The sequence below is a fragment of the Pseudomonas sp. URMO17WK12:I9 genome, from assembly GCF_900230165.1.
Classification (GTDB): domain Bacteria; phylum Pseudomonadota; class Gammaproteobacteria; order Pseudomonadales; family Pseudomonadaceae; genus Aquipseudomonas; species Aquipseudomonas fulva.
In genome coordinates this window covers 345291-366865 of the sequence record NZ_OCMQ01000002.1, presented here as the reverse complement: position 1 = coordinate 366865, position 21575 = coordinate 345291, and the positions used below count along the sequence as shown (strand labels likewise).

Genomic DNA, 21575 nt, shown 5'->3' with positions numbered 1-21575 from the left:
AGCCGGGCCATGTCCGAACTGCGTCAAGAATGCTTGTGGGAATGCGTCACCGTGCCGAGCGTGACTGTCCAGGCCGTGGCGGGGGAGTACCACGCCGATGTCTGCGTGATCGGCGGCGGCATTACCGGATTGTCAGCAGCCATTCACCTGCTCGAGCAGGGCAAGTCGGTGATCGTGCTGGAGGCCTGGAAAGTGGGCCACGGCGGCTCCGGCCGTAATGTCGGTCTGGTCAATGCCGGTACCTGGATTCGCCCGGATGATGTCGAGGCCACCCTGGGTCAGAAACAAGGCAGCCGGTTGAACACGGTGCTGGGTCAGGCCCCGGCCGATGTGTTCGCCATGATCGAACGCCTGGGCATCGACTGTCAGGCGCGGCACCAGGGCACCCTGCACATGGCACATAACGCGACCGGCATCGCCGATCTGCAGGCCCGCCACGAGCAATGGCGACGGCGCGGTGCCGATGTCGAACTGCTGACCGGCGCACAGTGCCAGGAATATTGCGGCACCGACAAGATCGCCGCCGCCCTGCTGGACCGGCGCGCCGGCACCATCAACCCGATGGGCTACACCCAGGGCCTGGCAGCTGCCGTGGTGCGCCTGGGTGGCAAGCTGTTCCAGCAGTCCGCAGTCCAGGGCCTGACGCGCGAAGGTGACAGCTGGCGTGTGCAGACTGCACGCGGTTCGGTTCGCGCCGAGAAGGTGGTGATCTCCACTGGCGCCTACACCGAAGGGGACTGGAGCAACCTGCAAAAGCAGTTCTTCAAAGGCTATTACTACCAGGTCGCCTCCAAGCCATTGCAGGGCGCGCAGGCCGACAAGGTACTCCCTCACGGCCAAGGCTCCTGGGATACCCGCACCGTGCTCAGCAGTATCCGTCGCGATGATCAGGGCCGTTTGCTGCTCGGTAGCCTGGGCCGGGTCGACAATAAACCCGCGTGGTTCGTGCGCAGCTGGGCCGACCGTATCCAGCGTCACTACTACCCGACGCTTGGCAAGGTCGAATGGGACATGCACTGGACCGGCTGCATCGACTTTACGCCCGACCACCTGATGCGTTTGTTCGAACCCGCCCCAGGGTTGGTGGCGGTCACCGGCTATAACGGGCGCGGCAATACCACTGGCACCGTCATTGGCCGGGCGTTCGCCGAGTTTCTGTCCAAAGGGGAAGCCGCCAGCCTGCCGATACCGTTCTCGACCATGAAAGGCGTGAGCGCGACCTCACTGCGCACCGCGTTCTACGAGTCCGGGTTCTCGCTGTACCACGCCGGCCAGTGCCTGCGCGTTGTGCTGTAAGGCAACGCTCCGCAACGGCAGGTGACGCGTCATTTGTGCAGCCAGCTCAGGAAACCGCCTTTCTTGATGGAAGCAGGCTTGTGCAAGAGCAGCGAATCGCGACCCTGACGTCGGACGCGTTGCAGTTTGCCCAAGGCGGTCTGCACATCGCCGTGCTGCTGCAGATACGCTTTGACTCGTTGCTTGTCGATGCGATACAGCAGGCAACTGGTCAAGGTTCTGAACTCCACCAGCGAGTCGTCTTCATCGACGAGCCCGTCGATACCCAGTACTTCACCTGGGCCCATGCGTCCGGCCTCCAGGCGCTTGCCATCTTCCAGCACCGCCGCTGATACGACACCTCGCCCTATGACCAGCACGTGTTCGGACTGCTTGCCCACCTCCAGGATCGTTGTGTCAGCCAGGTACTCAACGGCGATCATGTGTTGGCTCAGTGCGTCGCGCTCTTCATCACTCAGCGCGCGGAACACCCGTACTTCGTCCAGCACCTCCCGTTGACGGCTACGCGGCGCCGTCGCCAGGTCCTGGTTCCAGATGACCCCGTTCGCTTCCAGGTGCCGATGGGCCAGGTCGAACAACTGGTTGCGCGTAGCGTTCTTGGCGCTCATATCGGCGATGAAACCGCTGGCTTCGTATTCCACCGAATCGAGCGTCGCGGTTTTCACGGCCACCTTGGGGGCAGGTGAAGGGAGGAGCGCACGGGTACCGCGCAGCGCCTTTTCCAGCGCATCGAACACTTTGCCAGGGCGCACGCTTGCAGGCACGACCACGCTGATCGACACGCCATGCACATCAGTTGGACGGCTATGGTTGAGCAAGCGGGCCTTTGCAGCCACGGAGTTCGGGATGACCGCCAGGCTACCGCTGCTGGTGAGCAGCCGCGTGGCGCGCCAGTCGATGTCCAGCACCTTGCCCTCCGTGCCATCGATGGAAACGGCGTCACCGATCTGATAGGGCCGCGTGGTGTTGAGCACGATGCCGCTGAACACGTCCGCCAGGGTGCTCTGCAAGGCCAGGCCGATGACGATGGCCATCACTCCCGATGTGGCCAGCAGCCCTTTGACGGGCAATTGCAGTACATAGCCGGCTGCCGCTACCACCGCGGCGATGAAGATCAACGCCCCGAGCACATCCTGCAGCAACCGGCCGCCGTGGCTGCCGCGCGCCACCAACAGCAGGCCGAAAACCACCGTGACGGTGCGCGCGCCAAACAGCCACCAGGCGATGGCAAGCACCGTGGCCAACAAGTTACGGGCAACGTCGTCGGCCCAGGGCGCGGGCTGTAGCGGGCTCATCCCTGCCGCCACCAGCACCAGGCTGAAGAGCAGGAACAGGGTCAGCCGCGCGGCTATTCGCCAGGCATGGCGCTGTGCCGGGATCAGCTGCCAAACGATCAAGTCGAGCAACAACAAGGTGGTGCCGAGCAGCAGTGGGGAGGACTGGATGAACGCCAGCATGATGGTCTCGGGACAGGGAAGGGCTGCCGGTAGTAATAGAGCAGGTTCACGCAGGAGGCAATGGGCATGGCGTTGCATAGAACCGGCCCTACAGGGCGCTGAACCATCGTTCATAAAATAGAACGCTAAAGCCAAAAAACGCTATCTACCGCCGAAAACTGGATGGTTTTAATCTTCTCCCATCAACGCGAAACACCCCACCTACTGCAAATCACGACTACTGGAGCTACCGCCATGACTCAATTCAAATACAACCGCCTGAACAAAGACGACGCTGCCGTTCTGCTGGTCGATCACCAGGCTGGGTTGCTGTCGCTGGTGCGCGATATCGAGCCCGACACCTTCAAGAACAATGTGCTGGCCCTGGCGGACTTGGCCAAGTTCTTCAACCTGCCGACCATCCTGACCACCAGCTTCGAGCAAGGCCCCAACGGCCCATTGGTGCCAGAGCTCAAGGCCCTGTTCCCGGACGCGCCTTACATTGCGCGTCCTGGCCAGATCAACGCCTGGGACAACGAAGACTTCGTCAAGGCGGTGAAAGCCACTGGCAAGAAGCAGTTGATCATCGCGGGTGTCGTCACCGAAGTGTGCGTGGCCTTCCCGGCCCTGGCCGCCCTGGAGGAAGAATTCGAGGTGTTCGTGGTGACCGACGCGTCCGGCACCTTCAATGCCATGACCCGCGATGCCGCCCACGACCGCATGAGCCGTGCTGGCGCGCAGTTGATGACCTGGTTCGGCGTAGCCTGCGAACTGCATCGTGACTGGCGCAACGACGTCGAGGGCCTGGCCGCACTGTGCTCCAACCATATCCCTGACTACCGCAACCTGATGACCAGCTACAACGCCTTCAACGCCAGCAAGTAACCCCATCGCCGCGGGCACCCCGGCCGGTGCCCGCCGGGCCGCACACCTCGATAACGTTCAGCCCGTCCACTGTTGCCCAGCGCAAGCGGGCAGGCTCAGCCCAAGGAATGCAGATGAACACCGCCGCCCAAGACAACCGCGACGTGGTTACCCTGGTGATCCAGCACAAGGTCCGCGCCGCGTCACTGAACGACTACGAAGTGTGGCTCAAGCATGCGGTAGGCACCGCCCGCCGCCAGGCGGGGCACCTGGACGTCAATGTCATTCGACCCGATGAGGGCGGTCTACACTTCACCACCGTGGTCCGGTTCGCCAACGCCGACCTGTTGCAGGCGTGGGTCAACTCAGCAGAACGCCAGGCGATGGTCCGGGACGTGCTGCCGCTGCTCGACGGTGGTGACAGCCCTCAGGTCCATGAGGACCCGGAATTCTGGTTCACCCCACCCGGCACCCGCGCCGTACCACCACCGCGTTGGAAACAGGCGGTGCTGACGTACCTGGTGATCTGCCCGATGACGTTGGTGGTGCCGCACCTGCTGGCCCCGTTATTCGAACGTTTGCCACAACTGGCTGGCCCGGTCAGAGGCACCCTGATCGGTAACCTGTTCGTCATCTTGCCTGTGGTGTTCTACATCATGCCCTGGATCACCCGCCGTTGCGCCCATTGGCTGCGCGGCTGAACAAGCCTTTTTCCACGTACCACTAGGAGATACCGATATGAGCACGTTCCAAACGCGTGATGGCACTTCGATCTATTTCAAGGACTGGGGTACTGGCAAGCCGGTACTGTTCAGCCATGGTTGGCCGCTGGATGCCGACATGTGGGACACGCAGATGGAGTACCTGGCCAGCCGCGGCTACCGGACCATCGCCTTTGACCGCCGTGGCTTCGGGCGGTCGAGCCAGCCGTGGACCGGCTACGACTATGACACCTTCGCCGATGACATCGCGCAATTGATCGAGCACCTGGACCTGCGTGAGGTCACCCTGGTGGGCTTTTCGATGGGGGGCGGTGATGTCAGCCGCTATATCGGTCGCCACGGTACCGGGCGGGTGGCTGGGCTGGTGCTGCTGGGGGCCGTCACGCCTGTATTTGGCAAGCGCGCAGACAATCCGGACGGGGTGGACCTGTCGGTGTTCGAAGGGATCGAGGCCGGGCTGCGGGCCGACCGCGCCCAGTTCATCGCCGACTTCGCGGCCCCGTTTTACGGGCTGAACCAGGGGCAGCAGGTGTCCCAGGGCGTGCAGACGCAGACCTTGAACATCGCGCTGCTGGCCTCGCTCAAGGCCACGCTGGACTGCGTGACGGCGTTCTCGCAGACCGATTTCCGGCAGGACCTGGCCAAGGTCGACGTGCCCACCTTGGTGATTCACGGCGACGCCGACCAGGTCGTGCCCTTCGAAACCACCGGCAAGCGCGCCGCGCAGTTGATCGCCGGCGCCGAGTTGAAAGTGTATGCCGGTGCGCCGCATGGGTTCGCAGTGACCCATGCGCAACAACTGAACGAAGACCTGCTGGCGTTTCTCCAGCGCTGAGCCAGACAGGCAAGCGGCGTCGCGACGACGCCGCTGCGCCTGACCTATGAACTCCATTCCAAGGAGGCCCTATGGACGCCGATCTGATTCTGTTCAACGGCAAGCTGCACACCGTCGACCGCGAGAACCCCAACGCCACCGCCGTGGCCATCAAGGATGGCCGTTTTATCGCCGTGGGCAGCGATGCCGAGGCCATGGCCCACAAAGGAACGGCCACTCAGATTGTCGACCTGCGCCGGCGCACCGTCATTCCCGGGCTCAACGACTCGCACCTGCACCTGATCCGCGGGGGCCTCAACTAGAACTTGGAGCTGCGCTGGGAAGGGGTGCCGTCGGTGGCCGATGCCCTGCGCATGCTCAAGGACCAAGCCGCACGTACGCCGACCCCGCAATGGGTCAGGGTGGTGGGTGGCTGGAACGAGTTCCAGTTCGCCGAAAAGCGCATGCCCACCCTCGAGGAAATCAACCAGGCTGCCCCGGATACCCCGGTGTTCCTGCTGCACCTGTACGACCGGGCGTTGCTCAATCGTGCAGCGCTCAAGGCTGTGGGCTATGACAAGACCACGCCCAATCCGCCTGGCGGGGAAATCCAGCGTGACACGTTCGGCAACCCCACGGGCATGCTGATCGCGCGGCCGAACGCCATGATTCTCTACGCCACGCTGGCAAAAGGCCCCAAGCTGCCACTCGAATACCAGGTCAACTCCACGCGCCAGTTCATGCGCGAACTGAACCGATTGGGGCTGACCAGCGCCATCGATGCCGGTGGCGGCTACCAGAATTTCCCGGACGATTATTCGGTGATCCAGGAGCTGGCCGACAAGGGTCAACTGACGGTGCGCATCGCCTACAACCTGTTTACCCAGAAGCCCAAGGAAGAGCTGGACGATTTCCGCAAGTGGACTGCCAGCGTCAAGCTGCACAGTGGCACCGATTTCCTGCGTCACAACGGTGCGGGCGAAATGCTGGTGTTCTCGGCGGCTGACTTCGAAGACTTTCTGGAACCGCGCCCGGACCTGCCGCAGACCATGGAGCAAGAACTGGAGCCGGTGGTGCGGCACTTGGTCGAGCAACGCTGGCCGTTCCGTCTGCATGCGACCTATGACGAGTCGATCACACGCATGCTCGACGTGTTCGAGAAGGTCAACCGCGACGTACCGTTCAACGGCTTGCCGTGGTTCTTCGATCATGCCGAAACCATCACGCCCCGTAACATCGAGCGGGTACGCGCCCTGGGTGGCGGCATTGCCATTCAGGACCGCATGGCCTTCCAGGGCGAGTATTTCGTCGACCGCTATGGCGCCCAAGCGGCGCAGCAGACACCACCGATCAAGCGCATGCTGGAGATGGGGGTGCCGGTAGGGGCGGGCACCGATGCGACCCGCGTGTCCAGCTACAACCCGTGGACTTCGCTGTACTGGCTGGTCAGCGGCAAGACCGTTGGCGGCATGGCACTGTATCCCGAAGGGTTGAGCCGGGACACGGCCTTGCAGCTGTTCACCCAAGGCAGTGCCTGGTTTTCCAGTGAGCAGGGCAAGAAGGGGCAGATCAAGGTCGGTCAGCTCGCCGACCTGGCGGCGCTGTCGCAGGATTTCTTCTCGGTGGAGGAAGAGGCGATCAAGGGTATCGAGTCGGTGCTCACCCTGGTAGACGGCAAGGTCGTATACGGCGCCGCCGAGTTCGACAAGCTGGGGCCACCGCAGGTGCCTGTGTTGCCTGAGTGGTCACCGGTCGCCAAGGTGCCCGGCCACTGGCGCGTGGGCACCCCCTCGCTGGCAGCCATGGCACACCAGTGCTCGGGCCCGTGCGGTGTCCATGCCCACAGCCATGAAAAGGCCCGGCATTCCAGCGTGCCGGTCAATGACTTCCAGGGGTTCTGGGGCGCGTTGGGTTGCTCGTGCTTTGCCTTCTAGGCCGAGATGCTGAGGGCTGTGCAGCAACCCGTCGCAGCCAGCCTGCAAGTACAGCGCAGGCCTCAACCCGCTTAACTCTGTGAAAGCGGCCTTGCCGGGGCGACGAACCGACCGCAATGGGCCGCACAGCGGCCCCAAGGTTTCAGCTTGGCAGCTCATTTTGCCGGGGCCGCTTTGCAGCCCATCGCGATCAGTGAGCGCCCCCATCACCAGCCGCCCACTCCCCCTGAAACTGTAGCGGCGGGACATTTTGGGCGGTGGCCATGGGCGTTGCAGGCTCGAACCTCAAGCCATGTCGCAAAGCGCAAATTCGTCCGCCAGGTGATCGATCAATGCCCGCACCGAAGGCAGCAAGCCGCGTCGTGAGGGGAAGATCGCGTGCACGATGCCACTGCGCGGGTACCAGCCTGGCAGCAACTCCACCAGGCGGCCCGCTGCCAGGTCGTCACGCACGGCCACCCGTGGCAGGTGCGCAATGCCGATACCCGCCACTACGAAATGGCGCAGGGCGAACAGGTCGTCGGTGACCATGCGCGGCATGTGCGGTATGACGATGCTCTGGTTGTTGTCACCGTCTCGGGACAGCTCCCAGTGATACTCCCGCTGGGCACTGCCCCAATGCAGGCTGGGCAGCGTGCCCAGTAGCTGAGGATCGAAACCGTCGGGCAATTGCGCCAGGTGGTGGGGATGGCCTACCAGGCACTGGGTGCTGTCGCTCAGCACCTTCATCACCATGTCCGTGTTTTCCAGCGGCGGAAAACGAACACGCAGGGCAATGTCGAAGCCTTCATCCAAGAGATCGACGCGCCGGTTGGTGCTTTCGATGAACAGCTCCACCTGCGGGTACTTGAGCATGTAGCGCGTCAACATCGGCCCGACCCAAGCGTTGAGCAGGGTGGTCGGGCAACTGATGCGCACCAGCCCTCGTGGTTCGCTGCGGTTGCGCTCGATGATCTCGGCCGCACCCTCGGCTTCGACGCGCATGGCCAGGCAGCGGTTGTAATAAGCCTGGCCGATCTCGGTCAGTGCGAAGCGGCGGCTGGTGCGCTGCAGCAAGCGCACGCCCAGACGCTCTTCGAGCTCGGCAATGCGTCGGCTGAGTTTCGACTTGGGCATGTTCAGCGCCCGACCCGCCGGGGCGAAGCCACCGTGCTCGACCACCTGCGTGAAGTAGTAGAGCGAGTTGAGGTCTTCCAAGAATGCGTCTCCACAGAACCCGCCAAGGGCGGCCTGCGCAGTTTAACGTTCCTGGAAGCTGGATGCCGCATCTGGCGCTTGGGCCGCAGCGCGTGCGTGCTTGCCCTGGCCCGAGCGCCAGTGCAGGTTCAGTTCTGGACGCTTTGCACCGAGCCGCCATCGACCCGCAGGTTGCTGCCATTGATGAACGAAGCCCGCTCCGAAACCAGCAGCGCGATCGCGGCCGCGACCTCTTCTGGCTTGCCTCGGCGCTTCTGTACGATGCCGGGTCGTTCCTCTTCCAGGAAGCTTTCGATGGCCTCCTCGAAGCTCACGCCTTTCTCTTCGGCGCGCTGCTTCATCATGCCATCGGTCATGTTGGTTTCAATAAATGCCGGCGATACCGTGTTGCACAGCACCCCATGCGCCGCTTCCTTGTAGGACAGGTTCTTGATGAACGCGGCCAGTGCGGCCTTGGCGACGTTGTACACCGCCTCTTCCCAGTAAGGCTGCACGGCATTCTCGGAGGTGATGCACACCAACCGCCCCCAGCCCCGTTTGCGCATCGCCGGAACGGTGGCCCGCGCCACGCGCACGGCGGTGAAGAAGTCGGTATCCCAGGCTTCCTGGTAATCCTCGTCCTTCATTTCCAGCGGGTCGCCTTTGGCGCCTGTTACCCCCGTGGTATGCACCACGATATCCACCTGGCCATAACGCTCTTCGGCTTGCCGGACCAAGTTATCCACCTCGTCCTGACTGGTCATGTCCGCCGCGATGAGCAAGGGCGCGCCACCCAGCGCCTTGACGGCATCTTCGAGCTTGTCCTGGTCGATGTCAGTCAACACCAGCTTCACACCTTCCTCGGCGAGGAGGTGGGCAGTGGCCAGGCCAATGCTGCCAGCTGCACCGCTGATCAGGGCCACACGGTTTTTCAAACCTAAATCCATCAACGATCTCCCAGGGAAAGTTCAGCAGCGATTGGTCTTGCGAAATCAAGCATCGGCTCGGCCAATGCCTGAGGGGTCTGGTAAGGCATCAGGTGGCCCGCACCGGGCAGGGTAAGCAAGGTGCCGTTGGGGAAGTGCGACAAGGTGGTGCGCCGCTGCTCTTGGGCGTCGGGCACCTGCTGGTCATCGGCGCCGCAGATCAGCAGGGCCGGATAGGGCAGCAGGCCGATGCGATCGCTCCAGTCCTCGCGACTGCCGTGATCGACCCAGGCACGCCAGGCGTCAAGGTTGACGGCCTGGGCGTCGGCGATGGCGACTTCGCGCAGCGCATCGGGCAGCCTGTGGTAGCTCGAGTCGTCGACGAAGGCTTCGGCTTGCTCCCGGCTGGCGGTGTAGGCCCGTTGCTGGTCGCGGTCTTCATCGCTCATCGGCTGGGGGCCGGGAGGCGATGGGGCCACCAGGATCAGGCCCCGAAGGTAGTCCGGGCGACGAGCGGCCAGCACGACCGCGACTTTGCCGGTCATCGAGTGGCCAACGAGGATGCAGTGCTTGAGCCCAAGCTCACGGATGCTCGCATCGACCTGATCGGCCATTTCTTCAACGGTATAGCCGGTGACGGCATTGGCATCGCCGTACCCGGGTGTGTTCAGGGCGATGCAGGCATGCGCTCGGTCTAGGTAAGGGACCGTGGCGGACCATGTTCGGTGCGAACCACCCAAAAAATGCATCAACACGAAGGTAACGGGACCGCGGCCTTGCTGGCTGTGTGGGAGCATCGAGCACCTGAAATCGTTCGCTTTGTAGATGGAAAGCGAAGCGGCTGGGGAAGTTCATTCAGGCATTGAGGGCGCTGGACAGCCTTGTTTCTGCCGGGGGGCGGGCACCAGGGTTCGCCCCTCAACCACTCCCGGGACGGTACTGCAGGGCCTCAGCCAGGTGCGTCCGGTCAAGATGGTTAGATCAGCAGCTCGTAGTTCGAGAGGTGCTTGACGGTCTCTGGGAGCCGCTGCTTGAGGAGGATGTCCAGCAGCTCGCGGGGTGAGTAAACCGGATTGTTAAGGGCTGCGCGCTGCTTCTGGACGGCCTTGAGCACAGCTGCCTGATCAAGGTCCCAGATGTCGGAGAGGAATACATCGGGATGCAACGCCTCGATCTCAAAACGTTTCAGAATCTCGGCCGGAAAATCTTTGAGGTTGTACGTGACAATCACCGAGGCGCCACATTTGATCGCTGCTGCCAAGACGTGTCTATCGTCTTCGTCTGGAAGGTCAAGCCCCTGCACAAGTGGCTCGTAGTCATTTACCAGAGAGTCAGGAATCGCCCGATTCATGAGTCCGACTGTGCGATAAAGTTGTGTTTCTGACACGTCGGGACGGTTTCTTAACACGTTTCGTGTCCATTCATCGTGGATTTGCTCGGACCAGCGCGCGCGATACGCGCCAGTCAGAGCCAGATGCATCAATAGGTCACGCAATGGTGCTGGATAAAGCACGCAGGCGTCGTAGATAACTGTAAAAGGTGAGTGCCTCATTGATAGCCCATATTAAGTTCTTGGGCTTGTGCAGCCAGTTCATCCATGGCGGCCTGGCTTGCTTTATCACGATCGGCCTTGTAGGCCATTAGGTCAGTAAATTTTACACGGCGGTGGCTGCCGGTTTTGGTGTGTGGGATTAGCCCCTCATCCAGCAGCTTGACCAAGTGAGGACGCGAGACGTTGAGCATATCGGCGCCCTCCTGGGTGGTCAGTTCCGCATGGATAGGCACCACCTTTACGGTGTTGCCCAAGGCCAGCTCGTTGAGTATGTCGCCAAGCAATCTGAGCGCGAACGTTGGCAGTTCAACAGTCTGCCGTTGCTGGGCTTCATCTACCAACTCAATGCGCTGAGTATCCAACTTGGTTGAGACGAACGCGGCAATCTGGCGGCTTGACTCAATAGCCGCGGTGATCGCTTTTTCATCTGGAAGGATGGCTTGAGCGAGATCGGCGGTAGTCATGGGTTGTCTCCAGTCGTTAAACAGAATTCCGGCGCCTAGTACGACAGATAGCCAATTTATATTCGAAACAAACGAAATGCACAATATTCGAAACAAACGAAACGGCGAGTAGTGCTTGGGGAGGAGCGTCTACCCACCTGGAGGTTGATGCGATGTACAGGAGGTGAGGTGCTCCGGCCTGGTCAAGTGCTTCCAGCTACCGCGTTCGCCTCTCAACCACTCCCGGGACGGTACTGCAGGGCCTCAGCCAGGTGCGCCCGGCCAATTGCCGTGCATCCCTCGAGGTCTGCCAGTGTTCTGGCGACCTTGAGCAATCGGTGTGCTGCTCGCAGCGACAGCGTCAATCGTTCACAGGCGCCTTCCAACCAAGCTTGATCAGGTGCTGCCAAGCTACAGTGCTGGCGCAGGCCATCGAGGTTGAGGAATGCATTGGCGCACCCTTGCCGACGTTGTTGCACCTCCCGGGCGTGCGCGACCTGAAGGGCGACGTCGGCGCTGCTTTGCCCGCAAGGCTGGTTGTTGAGCGTGGTGCTCTCGCGCGCCACGGTCAGGTGCAAGTCGATCCGGTCCAGTAGCGGGCCTGACAGTTTGTTGCGATAACGGGATATCTGCTCGGTATTGCAGCGGCATCGCCCTGTAGGGTCGCCCAGGTAGCCGCAAGGGCAGGGGTTCATGGCAGCGACGAGCTGAAAGCGGGCGGGAAAGCGCACTTTATCCCGCGCCCTGGCGATTACGATCTCGCCAGATTCCAGGGGTTCACGCAGCACTTCCAGTACCCGGCGCTCGAATTCGGGCAACTCGTCCAGAAACAGCACCCCGTGGTGGGCCAAGGTGATTTCCCCGGGTTGCGGCCGGCTTCCGCCACCCACCAGCGCAGGTCCGGAGGCGGAATGATGAGGGTGGCGAAACGGCCGTTGTGGCCAGCTGTTCAGCGGGGTGTGCCCGCTGACCGACTGGATGGCGGCGACCTCCAGCGCTTCATGCTCATCCAGCGGTGGCAGCAGGCCCGGCAGGCGGCTGGCCAACAAGGTTTTGCCAGTACCTGGCGGCCCGGTGAAAAGCAGGTTGTGCGCCCCGGCAGCGGCCAGTAGCAGCGCGCGTTTGGCCGCCAGTTGCCCCTGCACCTCGCTCAGGTCGGGATAGGGGCGAGGGTTCAGGAGCAAGCCATTGGCGGCATAGGCAGCTAGCGGTACCTGTCCGTTCAGGTGGGCCACCAGCTCCAATAGATGGCCTACGGCATACACCACCAGGCCACTGGCAAGGCTGGCTTCCTCGGCATTTTCACGGGGCACTACCAGTGCCCGCCCCGCCTCGCGTGCGGCAAGCGCTGCGGGCAAGACGCCCTGCACCGGCCGCAACGCGCCCGACAGTGCCAGTTCGCCCAGGCATTCGAGCTCGGCCAGGGTGGCCACGGGCACCTGGGCATCGGCCGCCAGGATGCCCAGGGCGATGGCCAGGTCGTAGCGGCCACCGTCCTTGGGCAGGTCGGCCGGAGCGAGGTTTTGCGTGATGCGCCGGGCTGGGTAGTTCAGGCCACTGTTGACGATGGCACTGCGCACGCGGTCCTTGCTTTCCTTGACCGTGGTTTCGGGCAAGCCGACCAGTGTGAGATGAGGCAAGCCATTGGCCAGGTGGGTTTCAACGCTGACGGCCGGGGCCTGCACGCCTACCTGGGCGCGGCTGTGAACAAGGGCTAAAGACATGGGCGCTCCATTCGCTGCCAAGACCGCTTCCTGCGGATGGACCCAGCATAGCGAGCCGAGACGGGGCAGGGGATGCCAGTGTGCTTCTGATCATTTCTACCTGTGCACCGCCTAGAAATGGATCCAATAGTTTTGCGCAGCGGCCTTCTTTGGCTTAGTGTTGTTCAAGCAAACCACCGATGCCATGGGATGGCACCGCTTCGACCTTGAAATGGACTTGAGGTATTGCGCTGTGCAAACGCTCACCCACACCCGTGAGGTTATTCGCGAACTGGTTCAGACCAACGCGTTCGTCGAGCTCAATCGCTATTTCGATTCCCTGGAGGCTCGCTGGTACCAAGCGCCCCCGGGCGAGTTCCCGGCCTATCTCTCAGCCGTCGAGAGCCATCTGCTGGTCGACCCGGACCAGGGGGACAGGGCGCTGAGCCAAGTGCTTCGCGCCTGGATCGATGCCTGCCCCAGGGCCTATCACCCGCAGGTCGTCATGGGCTTCTACTGCCTTAGCCGTGCCTGCCAGGTGGACCACGGCGGCGCCCGCACACCGGCACGCTGGCTGGCGATCGAGCAAATGTGCGAAACCGCCACTGCCCATTTACTCAGAGCCTTGGCCCGTTCGCAGCGGCCGGTCGCGGCTGCCATAGGCTTGCAGTTGCTCAGTGCCAGGTTTCGCGAGCCGGGCTGGCTGGTCGAGCTGTTCAATGAGCAGCCAGCCCGCTTCAGGCCCAGTACACATGCGGACGTGGAGGTGCAGGAGGCTGCCGCGCCGTATTTGGTCAGGCATGGCGTGATGCCTTTGGCCGAGCTGCCTCGGATGTTGCCCGATGGACTTGAGCCGCGCACAGAGCGCCAGGAGCCGCAGGCCTATTGGCTGAGCCAGGCACTGACCGCACGGCCGGGCTGCTTCGAGGCCATCAAGGCCCACGCGTTGTATCTATTGCAGGACCGACGTGGGCAAGTCGAGTCCATAGAACGGTTGGTCAACATGCCGGCTTGCCGGGGCTGGAGCGAGCCGTTGCGCAACGCGCTGCGATGGATGGCCGTGGAAGCACGCTTGAAACGCCCAAGTGCCGAACGCCCAAGCGCAGTGGCCAAGTACCAGCAATTGTTCGAAGACTGGGCCGTGCGCCCACTGCTGCCTAGGGAGACTGCCGTATTGCTGGCATGGCGCGGTGCGTTGCAGGCGAGCGTTTGGGGCGACCATGACAAGGCACTGGCCGATTTTACCCAAAGCCTTGCATGCCCCGCCGACCTGGGCGGCATCCAGGCGCTGGGACCACCGCTTCGGCATTTGGTCATCACGGCTTTGACACGCAGCCCTGCGCACGAGCAGGCACTGCTCAATACCGCGATTCTTCGCCTGAGCGATGGCCGCTCCCACGCCGCTGCCTGCGCGCTGCGGGCCGCGGGACATCACTTTGGCTTGTGGGGCCTGGCGCGCAGCGGCGATCAAGCCAAACGCTGGCTGACGATTGCGATCAAGCGCCAGCGGGCGGGTCAGGCTCCCGGCCTGAAAATCCTGGAACTGGCCCGCTTGCTCTGGTCCCATGATCGGCATGAGGTTGCCTACTATTTGCTTCAAGGCGGTGCCGAGCAAGCCCTGTCAGGTGCGGCGTTGAGCCTGTTCGAGCTTCACCAGGGTGAGTGGAGCGATACCCCTGGGCGATACATGGACTGTGAAGTGGCTGAGCAATGGTTGCTGCGCGCCGTCCAGACAGGGAGTCGCCAGGCCAAATACCGGTTGGCCTGCTTGCAGATGCAAGGGGGGACGAACCTGGGTGATCGAGAAAAAATGCTCGAGGTCAGGCGCCTGTTGATAGACGCCCTGGGCAATGCTCAGACCAATGCCTGCGCACGGTTGCACCTGGGCATATTGCTGCGCCAGTTTGGCCAGCCGCGTGAGCGAGCCGAGGCGGTCGCCTACTTGCTGAGCCTGGTGGAGCACCCGGACAGCGCTATTGCAGCACGTGCCAGTGCCGAGCTGGGGCTTGCCTGGATGCAGGGGCAAGGTACACGCAGGCAAAGCCGCTATGCAGCCATTGAGTGGGTGACCCATGCGGCGAGCCTGCGACCTGGCGACACAGCCATCGAAGACATTCACGCCGAAGTCCTCAATTCGCGCAACAGGGTACGGACGCTGTTCACGCAATACGGCGCCGCGTTGTTCCGGGGCACCCTACGCCCCAGCGAACTGCCGCCCAAACCTGGCCTGGATCGACCGGCCAGCAGGCTTGAAGCGCGCTGAAAGTCGATAGGAGGCTGGGTCACGCAGCTTTGGTGTCAGCGCTTGCCTTCCAGGCGCGCTTCGAGTTCTGCGACTTGTTGTTCCAGCGCCTCCAGGCGAGCCCGGGTGCGTGCCAGCACCACCATCTGACTGTCGAACTCCTCGCGGCTGACCACGTCGAGCTTGCTCAAAGCGCCTTGCATCAAGGCCTTGAACTGGCTTTCCAGCTCGGCCCGAGGCTGGGTGTTGTCGCTGCTGAACAGGCGCGAGGCCTGGTCGCTCAGGGCGTCGAGAAGGGCTTTGGGCGCGAGCATGAGGGTGTCCACCAGTGTCGAGAAATGGCGGCCAGTGTAGCACGCACCCTTGTGCCTCCCATGACGAGGCGGTGTTGCACGTTTTTCGCGCAAAGCCCGAACCAGCCTCGCACCGTATGGGTGCACAGGTTGAGTGCTGGCGATTAGCCAAAGCTGTAACGTCGGGCCAACCCCCTGATTTCGCTGGTGTTCACAGACCTGGCAAGGTTTCTGCAAAGTGCTAAGCGAGCCATGCACTGATGCAGTTCCTTGTGACCAGGCAGTGCGCATGCCGACGACGCGTTACAAAAGGCAACCGCTGCGCTTAGACTTGAGACGGGTTTGTTTTCCTGGGGCAAGTCCACCAAATCGGGAGAGAGTTTCATGAAGCTAGTCACAGCCATCATCAAGCCGTTCAAGCTGGACGACGTGCGCGAGTCACTGTCGGAAATCGGCGTGCAGGGCATCACCGTCACCGAAGTCAAAGGCTTCGGGCGTCAAAAGGGTCACACCGAACTGTATCGCGGTGCCGAATACGTGGTCGATTTCCTGCCCAAGGTGAAGATCGATGTTGCTATCGATGACAAAGACCTGGATCGGGTAATCGAGGCCATCACCAAGGCTGCCAACACCGGCAAGATCGGTGACGGCAAGATCTTCGTGGTGAATCTGGAGCAGGCGATCCGCATCCGTACCGGCGAGACCGATACCGACGCGATCTAAGCAGCAACACAAGCCTCACCAAACCCAACGCCCCAGGAGAAAACAACATGACTCTGCGTAAGATCGCAGGGCTAGGAGCCCTATTGTCCTTCGTCATGCCAGGGCTCGCCCTTGCAGAGGAGGCCGCGCCAGCACTCAACTCCGGCGACACCGCCTGGATGCTCACCGCCACGGCGCTCGTGCTGTTCATGACCATCCCAGGCCTGGCGCTGTTCTACGGCGGCATGGTGCGCTCCAAGAACGTGCTGTCGGTGATGATGCAGTGCTTCGCCATCACTGGCTTGATGAGCATTCTCTGGGTCGTCTACGGGTACAGCATGGCCTTCGATACCACCGGTATGGAGAAGGGCGTACTCAATTTCAACTCCTTCGTCGGCGGCTTCTCCAAGGCATTTCTCAGCGGCGTGACGCCTGACAGCCTGACCTCGGCCACGGCGCTGTTCCCTGAAGCAGTGTTCATCACCTTCCAGATGACGTTCGCCATCATCACCCCAGCCTTGATCGTGGGTGCCTTCGCCGAACGCATGAAGTTCTCGGCCATGCTGGTGTTCATGGGCATCTGGTTCACCCTCGTCTATGCTCCGATCGCCCACATGGTATGGAGCGGTGACGGTGCCCTGATGTGGGATTGGGGCGTGCTGGACTTCGCGGGCGGCACCGTCGTGCACATCAACGCTGGTATCGCAGGCCTGGTCTGCTGCCTGGTACTGGGCAAGCGTAAAGGCTACCCGACCACACCCATGGCACCGCACAACCTGGGCTATACGCTGATGGGTGCGGCCATGCTGTGGATCGGCTGGTTCGGTTTCAACGCCGGTTCGGCGGCTGCGGCCAACGGCACTGCGGGCATGGCCATGCTGGTCACCCAGATCGCCACGGCTGCCGCGGCATTGGGCTGGATGTTCGCCGAATGGATCGGTCACGGTAAGCCCAGTGCGCTGGGTATCGCCTCGGGCGTGGTCGCTGGCCTGGTTGCCATCACGCCAGCAGCGGGCACGGTGGGGCCGATGGGCGCGCTGGTCATCGGGCTGGCATCGGGCGTGATCTGCTACTTCTGCGCCACCAGCCTCAAGCGCAAGCTGGGCTACGACGACTCCCTGGATGCGTTTGGCGTACACGGCATCGGCGGTATCGTCGGCGCCATCCTGACCGGCGTGTTCGCAGCCCCGGCGCTGGGTGGCTTCGGCGCGGTCACCGATATCGGCATGCAGGTCTGGGTGCAGGCCAAAGGCGTGATCTTCACCGTGGCCTACACCGCCATCGTCACCTACATCATCCTCAAGGTCCTGGACCTGGTGATGGGGCTTCGGGTCAACGAAGAAGAAGAATCCGTTGGTCTGGATCTGGCGCAGCACAACGAACGCGGCTACAACCTCTAACAACGACGCTGCAGAAATGTGCCCGGCTCGCCGGGCATTTTTTCGTCTTGTGTTTAAGGTCGGCCTGATCAAGCGTGCGCGCAGGGGGCTGGCAAGGCGCTCACAAGCGGCACCTGCTGCCATTTTTTTTGATCACTTGCCCAGCATTTTCACGTGCGCAAACGGTTTATCCCGTCTATTTGTGACACGGGTACAAAACTTACAAAAGTTGGGGCATTCATGGCGCTTTGCTTTTTCTGCGAGCGCGCTAGAATGCGCGCCGAAGGGTGCTGGAACGTACATTCATCACCCCTGCCGGCCTTTGCCAGGCTGGCTAAAAAGCGCGTGGCCCAGCAGGGGTCACAGGTTTTGTGCGGCACTGCCACGTGCAGGCCCACCCGGGTACAGCCGTCCGTCAGATGCGTTGGCCCAAAGGCCGTGGTCGAACCCACGGCCAGTGGAATTTTCACCAGAAGCTGCCGGTCTACGGCAGCACTGGTCTCTAACTAACCTGCTTTTGCACGTCATGAGGTAGAACATGAGCGACGACGATCTGGAAAATGATGACCTCGAGGTCGGTGATGAAGACGAGGCTGATGACGGCCTTGAAGCGGCTGCCGATGATGTTGCAGAAGACGCTGGCGACGACGACAGCAGTCCTGCACCCGCTGCCAAGGGCAAATCCAAGGCGGCTGTCTCGGTAGACGAGATGCCCAGCCTGGAAGCCAAGCAAAAGGAGCGTGATGCCCTGGCCAAGGCCATGGAAGAGTTCCTGTCGCGTGGTGGCAAGGTTCAGGAAGTCGAGGCCAACGTGGTCGCCGACCCACCCAAGAAGCCGGACAATAAATACGGCAGTCGCCCTATCTAAGCGATGCCTTCGAAAAACCCGCCGTCGCTGCGGGTTTTTTTATGCCTGGCTTGCGCAGGGAGGTGCTGTCGGCAAGGTCATTGCCAGCGGGCGAGCACCTCGTGCAGGTGCGACAGGCGCTGAATTTCGGCGTCGGGTGCTTGCTCACCGGGCCACGCCTTGGCCTGGGGGTTGAACCAAACCGCGCGCAGCCCGGCGCGCTGAGCACCGGCAATGTCATCGCGAGGATGATCGCCGACGTGCACCGCTTCGCTGGCAGGCACGCCGCTGCGGCGCAGGGCCTCTACAAACGGGGCCGGGTCGGGTTTGCCGATGCCCAGGTCCTCCGCGCACAAGGCGAAGCGGAAATAATCGGCCAGCCCCAGCCGGCTGACATCGGCATTGCCATTGGTGATGACACCCAGGGCGTAATGCTGGCTCAGCAATTCCAGCATCGGTTGAACTTCCGGGAATATCTCGACCTTGTGCCTGGCCTGCAAGAACACCTCGAACCCCTGCTCGGCCAGTTGCTGTGCCTGCATCTGGCCGTAGCCCACGTCTTCGAGGGCGCGGGTCAGCACGCGGCGGCGTAAGGCGCTGATGCGGTGCTTGAGCTCGGGCTCTGCCAGGACGATCCGTTCTCGGATGGCAAACAGATGCTCGACAGGCACATCGCCCAGTAACGGGGCATTGGCTTGAAGCCAGTCGCGCAGCACGACTTCGGCACTGGCAATGACCGGCGCGGTGTCCCAAAGGGTATCGTCGAGGTCGAAGGTGATCAGCTTGATGTTCATCAGTCGTTGCCTTTGCTGCGTTTGGCCCTGGGATGGGCGCTGTCGTACACCGTTGCCAGGTGCTGGAAATCCAGATGCGTATAGATTTGCGTCGTGCCGATGTCGGCGTGTCCGAGCATTTCCTGTACAGCGCGCAGGTCCTGGGACGATTCCAGCACGTGGCTGGCAAAGGAATGGCGAAGCATGTGTGGATGCAGGTGCTGGCCCAGCTCGCGTTCCCCGGCCACCTTGACCCGCTGTTGCACGGCGCGTGGGCTGATGCGATTGCCTTGCCGGGTAATGAAGACGGCGCGATCCCTGGGGTTGCCGGCGCCGCGCAGGCGGTACCACGCCTGCAGTGCCTCCCGCGCCTTGCGCCCTACCGGCAGCACGCGGGCCTTGCCGCCCTTGCCCAGCACCTGTACCAGGCCACCGGCCAGGTCGACATGGTCGAGGTCAAGGTTGGTCAGCTCTGAAAGGCGAAGGCCCGAGGAATAGAACAATTCGAGAATGGCTTGATCGCGCAGGGCAATGAAATCATCGTCCACGCCGCCATCGAGCAGTTGCAAGGCACGGTCGGTGTCGAGCACCTTGGGCAATCGACGCTCCCCCTTGGGGGCGCTCAGGCCATTGGCAGGATCGTGCTGGCAAATCTTTTCGCGGTTGAGGTAACGGTACAGGCCCCGCACCGCCGATAGCAGCCTGGACAGGCTGCGCGAAGACTGGCCCTGGTGATGCTGGCGCGCGATCAGCTGGCGCAGGTGTTGAATCTGCAAGGCTTGCCAACCACCAATAGCCTGCTCGCTGCAGTACGCCATGACCTTCTCCAGGTCCCGGCGGTAGCCCACAAGCGTGTGCTCGGAGACCTGGCGCTCATTGCGCAGGTGTGCGCAGTAAGCTTCCAGCTGGCGCTCCATCAGCGCACCGGGCGCAGGCTTTGGCTGACGCGGGGGACCACACGGCCCAGCACCTCGGCGATATAGCTCAGGAACAGTGTGCCGACACTGCTCTTGTAATGCTGCGGGTCGCGGCTACCAATGGCCAGCACCCCATGCAGCCCCTGGTGCTCCAAGGTCGCCACCGCGCTGGAGCCCACGTCGCGGCGTTGCTCCTCACCGAACAGAAACGCCAGCTCGTGCTCGCGCAGGCTGCCGCTGACGGTCTTGCCGCTACCGAGCAGCGGGCCGATCGCTTGCTGGGCTTCGGCGTTGCTGACCCAGCGCCCCACCGGCGCTACGTTGTCGCCAAACAGGATCAGGCTGACGAAAGGTACCTGGAACTCCTGACGCAGGCTGTCTTCGACGACCATCACCACGTCTTCCAGCGTGGTTGCATCGAGCAGGTCCAGGATCAGGCGTCTGGTCTTGTCGAACAACCGATCGTTGTCGCGGGCCACGTCCATCAACTGCGAAAGGCGGTGGCGCATCTCGATGTTGCGGTCGCGCAGCAACTTGAGCTGGCGCTCGACCAGCGAAACACTGTCACCGCGCTGGTGGGGAATGTGCTGCTCGACCAAGAGCTCATCATGCTCGGTGAAAAAGGTTGGATGAGCACGCAGGTAGGCGACCACCGCTTCGGCATCGAGCTCAGCGGCCTGCTGGGGTATATCCTTGGGGTGATCGGTCATGACGGTTACTCGCTTAGAATCGAACCTGTCCTTCGTAGACGCGTACGGCCGGGCCGGTCATCACCACCGGCTTGCCTGGCCCGGCCCACTCGATATGCAAGCGCCCGCCCGGCAGGTCAAGTGCGACGGGCGAGTCCATCCAGCCTTGGCTGATGGCCGCCACGGCAGCTGCACAGGCGCCAGTGCCACACGCCTGGGTTTCCCCAGCACCGCGCTCCCACACGCGCAAGTTGCCGCGATGGCGGTCAATGACCTGCAGGAAGCCGGCATTGACGCGCTGGGGGAAGCGCGGGTGGTGTTCGATCTTCGGCCCCAGCTGATGCACAGGGGCGCTGACCACGTCGTCCACGCGCAGTACGGCGTGAGGGTTGCCCATGGACACCGCGGCAATCGAATGCACCTGATCGTCTACCTCCAGCGGGTAGCTCACCGACTGCTCGTCGGCGACGAACGGGATGTCGGCAGGGACGAAGCGTGGCGGACCCATGTCGACACTAACCTGGCCGTCGTTCTGTACGTCCAGCACGATGATGCCGCTCTTGGTTTCCACGCGTATGCGCTTCTTGGCGGTCAGGCGCTTGTCGAGCACGAACCGCGCAAAGCAGCGTGCCCCGTTGCCGCACTGTTCCACTTCGGAGCCGTCGGCATTGAAGATACGGTAGCGGAAATCGACTTCCGGGTTATTCGGCGCCTCGACGATCAGCAACTGGTCGAAGCCGATGCCCGTGTGGCGATCGCCCCACTGCTTGGCGTGCTTGGGCTGGATGTGGGCGTGCTGGCTTACCAGGTCCAGGACCATGAAGTCGTTGCCCAGCCCATGCATCTTGGTAAAACGCAGCAGCATGG

General features: G+C 62.5%; 20 protein-coding genes and 1 pseudogene. 9 read left to right on the top strand and 12 right to left on the bottom strand.

What is annotated here, in order from left to right:
• Positions 1 to 9 precede the first annotated feature (9 nt).
• Entirely contained in the window at positions 10 to 1296 is a 1287-nt protein-coding gene (locus CRP40_RS06350; RefSeq protein WP_027913393.1) for an FAD-binding oxidoreductase, read from the top strand.
• Between the two features lie 29 nt (positions 1297 to 1325).
• Here the strand turns inward: CRP40_RS06350 and CRP40_RS06345 are convergent, their stop codons facing one another.
• Positions 1326 to 2753, bottom strand: a complete 1428-nt coding sequence (locus CRP40_RS06345; RefSeq protein ID WP_027913394.1) for a mechanosensitive ion channel family protein — start codon at positions 2751 to 2753, stop codon at positions 1326 to 1328.
• A 234-nt stretch (positions 2754 to 2987) separates the two neighbouring features.
• Here CRP40_RS06345 and ycaC point away from each other — a divergent pair, with 234 nt between their 5' ends.
• From ycaC to CRP40_RS06325, 4 genes and pseudogenes are all read left to right on the top strand, one after another.
• Positions 2988 to 3617: an isochorismate family cysteine hydrolase YcaC gene (gene ycaC, locus CRP40_RS06340; RefSeq protein WP_027913395.1), complete on the top strand. Its 630-nt coding sequence runs from the start codon at positions 2988 to 2990 to the stop codon at positions 3615 to 3617.
• 113 nt (positions 3618 to 3730) lie between these two features.
• On the top strand, positions 3731 to 4297 hold the full coding sequence (locus tag CRP40_RS06335) for an antibiotic biosynthesis monooxygenase (protein ID WP_027913396.1): 567 nt from the start codon (positions 3731 to 3733) through the stop codon (positions 4295 to 4297).
• A 37-nt stretch (positions 4298 to 4334) separates the two neighbouring features.
• A complete protein-coding gene (locus CRP40_RS06330) occupies positions 4335 to 5153 on the top strand; it encodes an alpha/beta hydrolase (RefSeq protein ID WP_027913397.1) in 819 nt (272 codons plus the stop codon).
• 71 nt (positions 5154 to 5224) lie between these two features.
• Positions 5225 to 7066 (top strand): annotated as a pseudogene (locus CRP40_RS06325) (amidohydrolase).
• 285 nt (positions 7067 to 7351) lie between these two features.
• Here CRP40_RS06325 and CRP40_RS06320 read toward each other — a convergent pair.
• From CRP40_RS06320 to CRP40_RS06295, 6 genes are all read right to left on the bottom strand, one after another.
• Entirely contained in the window at positions 7352 to 8263 is a 912-nt protein-coding gene (locus CRP40_RS06320) for a LysR substrate-binding domain-containing protein (protein ID WP_027913398.1), read from the bottom strand.
• 128 nt (positions 8264 to 8391) lie between these two features.
• Positions 8392 to 9189 carry an SDR family oxidoreductase gene (locus tag CRP40_RS06315; RefSeq protein ID WP_027913399.1) on the bottom strand — a complete coding sequence of 266 codons (798 nt, stop codon included), beginning with the start codon at positions 9187 to 9189 and terminating at the stop codon, positions 8392 to 8394.
• Entirely contained in the window at positions 9189 to 9965 is a 777-nt protein-coding gene (locus CRP40_RS06310; protein ID WP_027913400.1) for an alpha/beta hydrolase, read from the bottom strand. Before CRP40_RS06310 ends, CRP40_RS06315 begins: the two co-directional genes overlap by 1 nt.
• Before the next feature lie 179 nt (positions 9966 to 10144).
• A complete protein-coding gene (locus tag CRP40_RS06305) occupies positions 10145 to 10720 on the bottom strand; it encodes a PIN domain-containing protein (protein WP_027913401.1) in 576 nt (191 codons plus the stop codon).
• Positions 10717 to 11184: a helix-turn-helix domain-containing protein gene (locus CRP40_RS06300; protein ID WP_027913402.1), complete on the bottom strand. Its 468-nt coding sequence runs from the start codon at positions 11182 to 11184 to the stop codon at positions 10717 to 10719. The genes CRP40_RS06305 and CRP40_RS06300 overlap by 4 nt, the downstream gene beginning before the upstream one ends.
• A 212-nt stretch (positions 11185 to 11396) precedes the next feature.
• Complete coding sequence (locus CRP40_RS06295; protein WP_027913403.1) at positions 11397 to 12887, bottom strand: YifB family Mg chelatase-like AAA ATPase; 1491 nt, start codon at positions 12885 to 12887, stop codon at positions 11397 to 11399.
• A 232-nt stretch (positions 12888 to 13119) separates the two neighbouring features.
• Here CRP40_RS06295 and CRP40_RS06290 point away from each other — a divergent pair, with 232 nt between their 5' ends.
• Entirely contained in the window at positions 13120 to 15129 is a 2010-nt protein-coding gene (locus CRP40_RS06290; protein ID WP_027913404.1) for a DUF4034 domain-containing protein, read from the top strand.
• A gap of 35 nt (positions 15130 to 15164) precedes the next feature.
• On the opposite strand, the gene CRP40_RS06285 is transcribed toward CRP40_RS06290, so the two are convergent.
• Positions 15165 to 15422, bottom strand: coding sequence for an accessory factor UbiK family protein (locus CRP40_RS06285; RefSeq protein WP_027913405.1), 258 nt, complete (start codon positions 15420 to 15422; stop codon positions 15165 to 15167).
• Positions 15423 to 15785: 363 nt separating this feature from the next.
• On the opposite strand from CRP40_RS06285, the gene glnK reads away from it, so the two are divergent.
• The 3 genes from glnK (at position 15786) to sutA (ending at position 18350) form a co-directional block, all read left to right on the top strand.
• Positions 15786 to 16124, top strand: coding sequence for a P-II family nitrogen regulator (gene glnK, locus CRP40_RS06280; protein ID WP_002555808.1), 339 nt, complete (start codon positions 15786 to 15788; stop codon positions 16122 to 16124).
• Positions 16125 to 16171: 47 nt separating this feature from the next.
• Positions 16172 to 17503 carry an ammonium transporter gene (locus tag CRP40_RS06275; RefSeq protein WP_023532646.1) on the top strand — a complete coding sequence of 444 codons (1332 nt, stop codon included), beginning with the start codon at positions 16172 to 16174 and terminating at the stop codon, positions 17501 to 17503.
• A gap of 517 nt (positions 17504 to 18020) precedes the next feature.
• Positions 18021 to 18350, top strand: a complete 330-nt coding sequence (gene sutA / locus CRP40_RS06270) for a transcriptional regulator SutA (RefSeq protein ID WP_023532471.1) — start codon at positions 18021 to 18023, stop codon at positions 18348 to 18350.
• A 77-nt stretch (positions 18351 to 18427) separates the two neighbouring features.
• Here sutA and CRP40_RS06265 read toward each other — a convergent pair whose 3' ends face one another.
• From CRP40_RS06265 to dapF, 4 genes are read right to left on the bottom strand one after another with little or no spacing between them, the layout of a single operon-like run.
• Positions 18428 to 19123 carry an HAD-IA family hydrolase gene (locus CRP40_RS06265; RefSeq protein ID WP_027913406.1) on the bottom strand — a complete coding sequence of 232 codons (696 nt, stop codon included), beginning with the start codon at positions 19121 to 19123 and terminating at the stop codon, positions 18428 to 18430.
• A complete protein-coding gene (gene xerC, locus CRP40_RS06260; protein WP_027913407.1) occupies positions 19123 to 20019 on the bottom strand; it encodes a tyrosine recombinase XerC in 897 nt (298 codons plus the stop codon). Before xerC ends, CRP40_RS06265 begins: the two co-directional genes overlap by 1 nt.
• Positions 20019 to 20729, bottom strand: coding sequence for a DUF484 family protein (locus CRP40_RS06255; RefSeq protein ID WP_023532867.1), 711 nt, complete (start codon positions 20727 to 20729; stop codon positions 20019 to 20021). Before CRP40_RS06255 ends, xerC begins: the two co-directional genes overlap by 1 nt.
• A gap of 13 nt (positions 20730 to 20742) precedes the next feature.
• Entirely contained in the window at positions 20743 to 21573 is an 831-nt protein-coding gene (gene dapF / locus CRP40_RS06250) for a diaminopimelate epimerase (RefSeq protein ID WP_027913408.1), read from the bottom strand.
• Positions 21574 to 21575 lie beyond the last annotated feature (2 nt).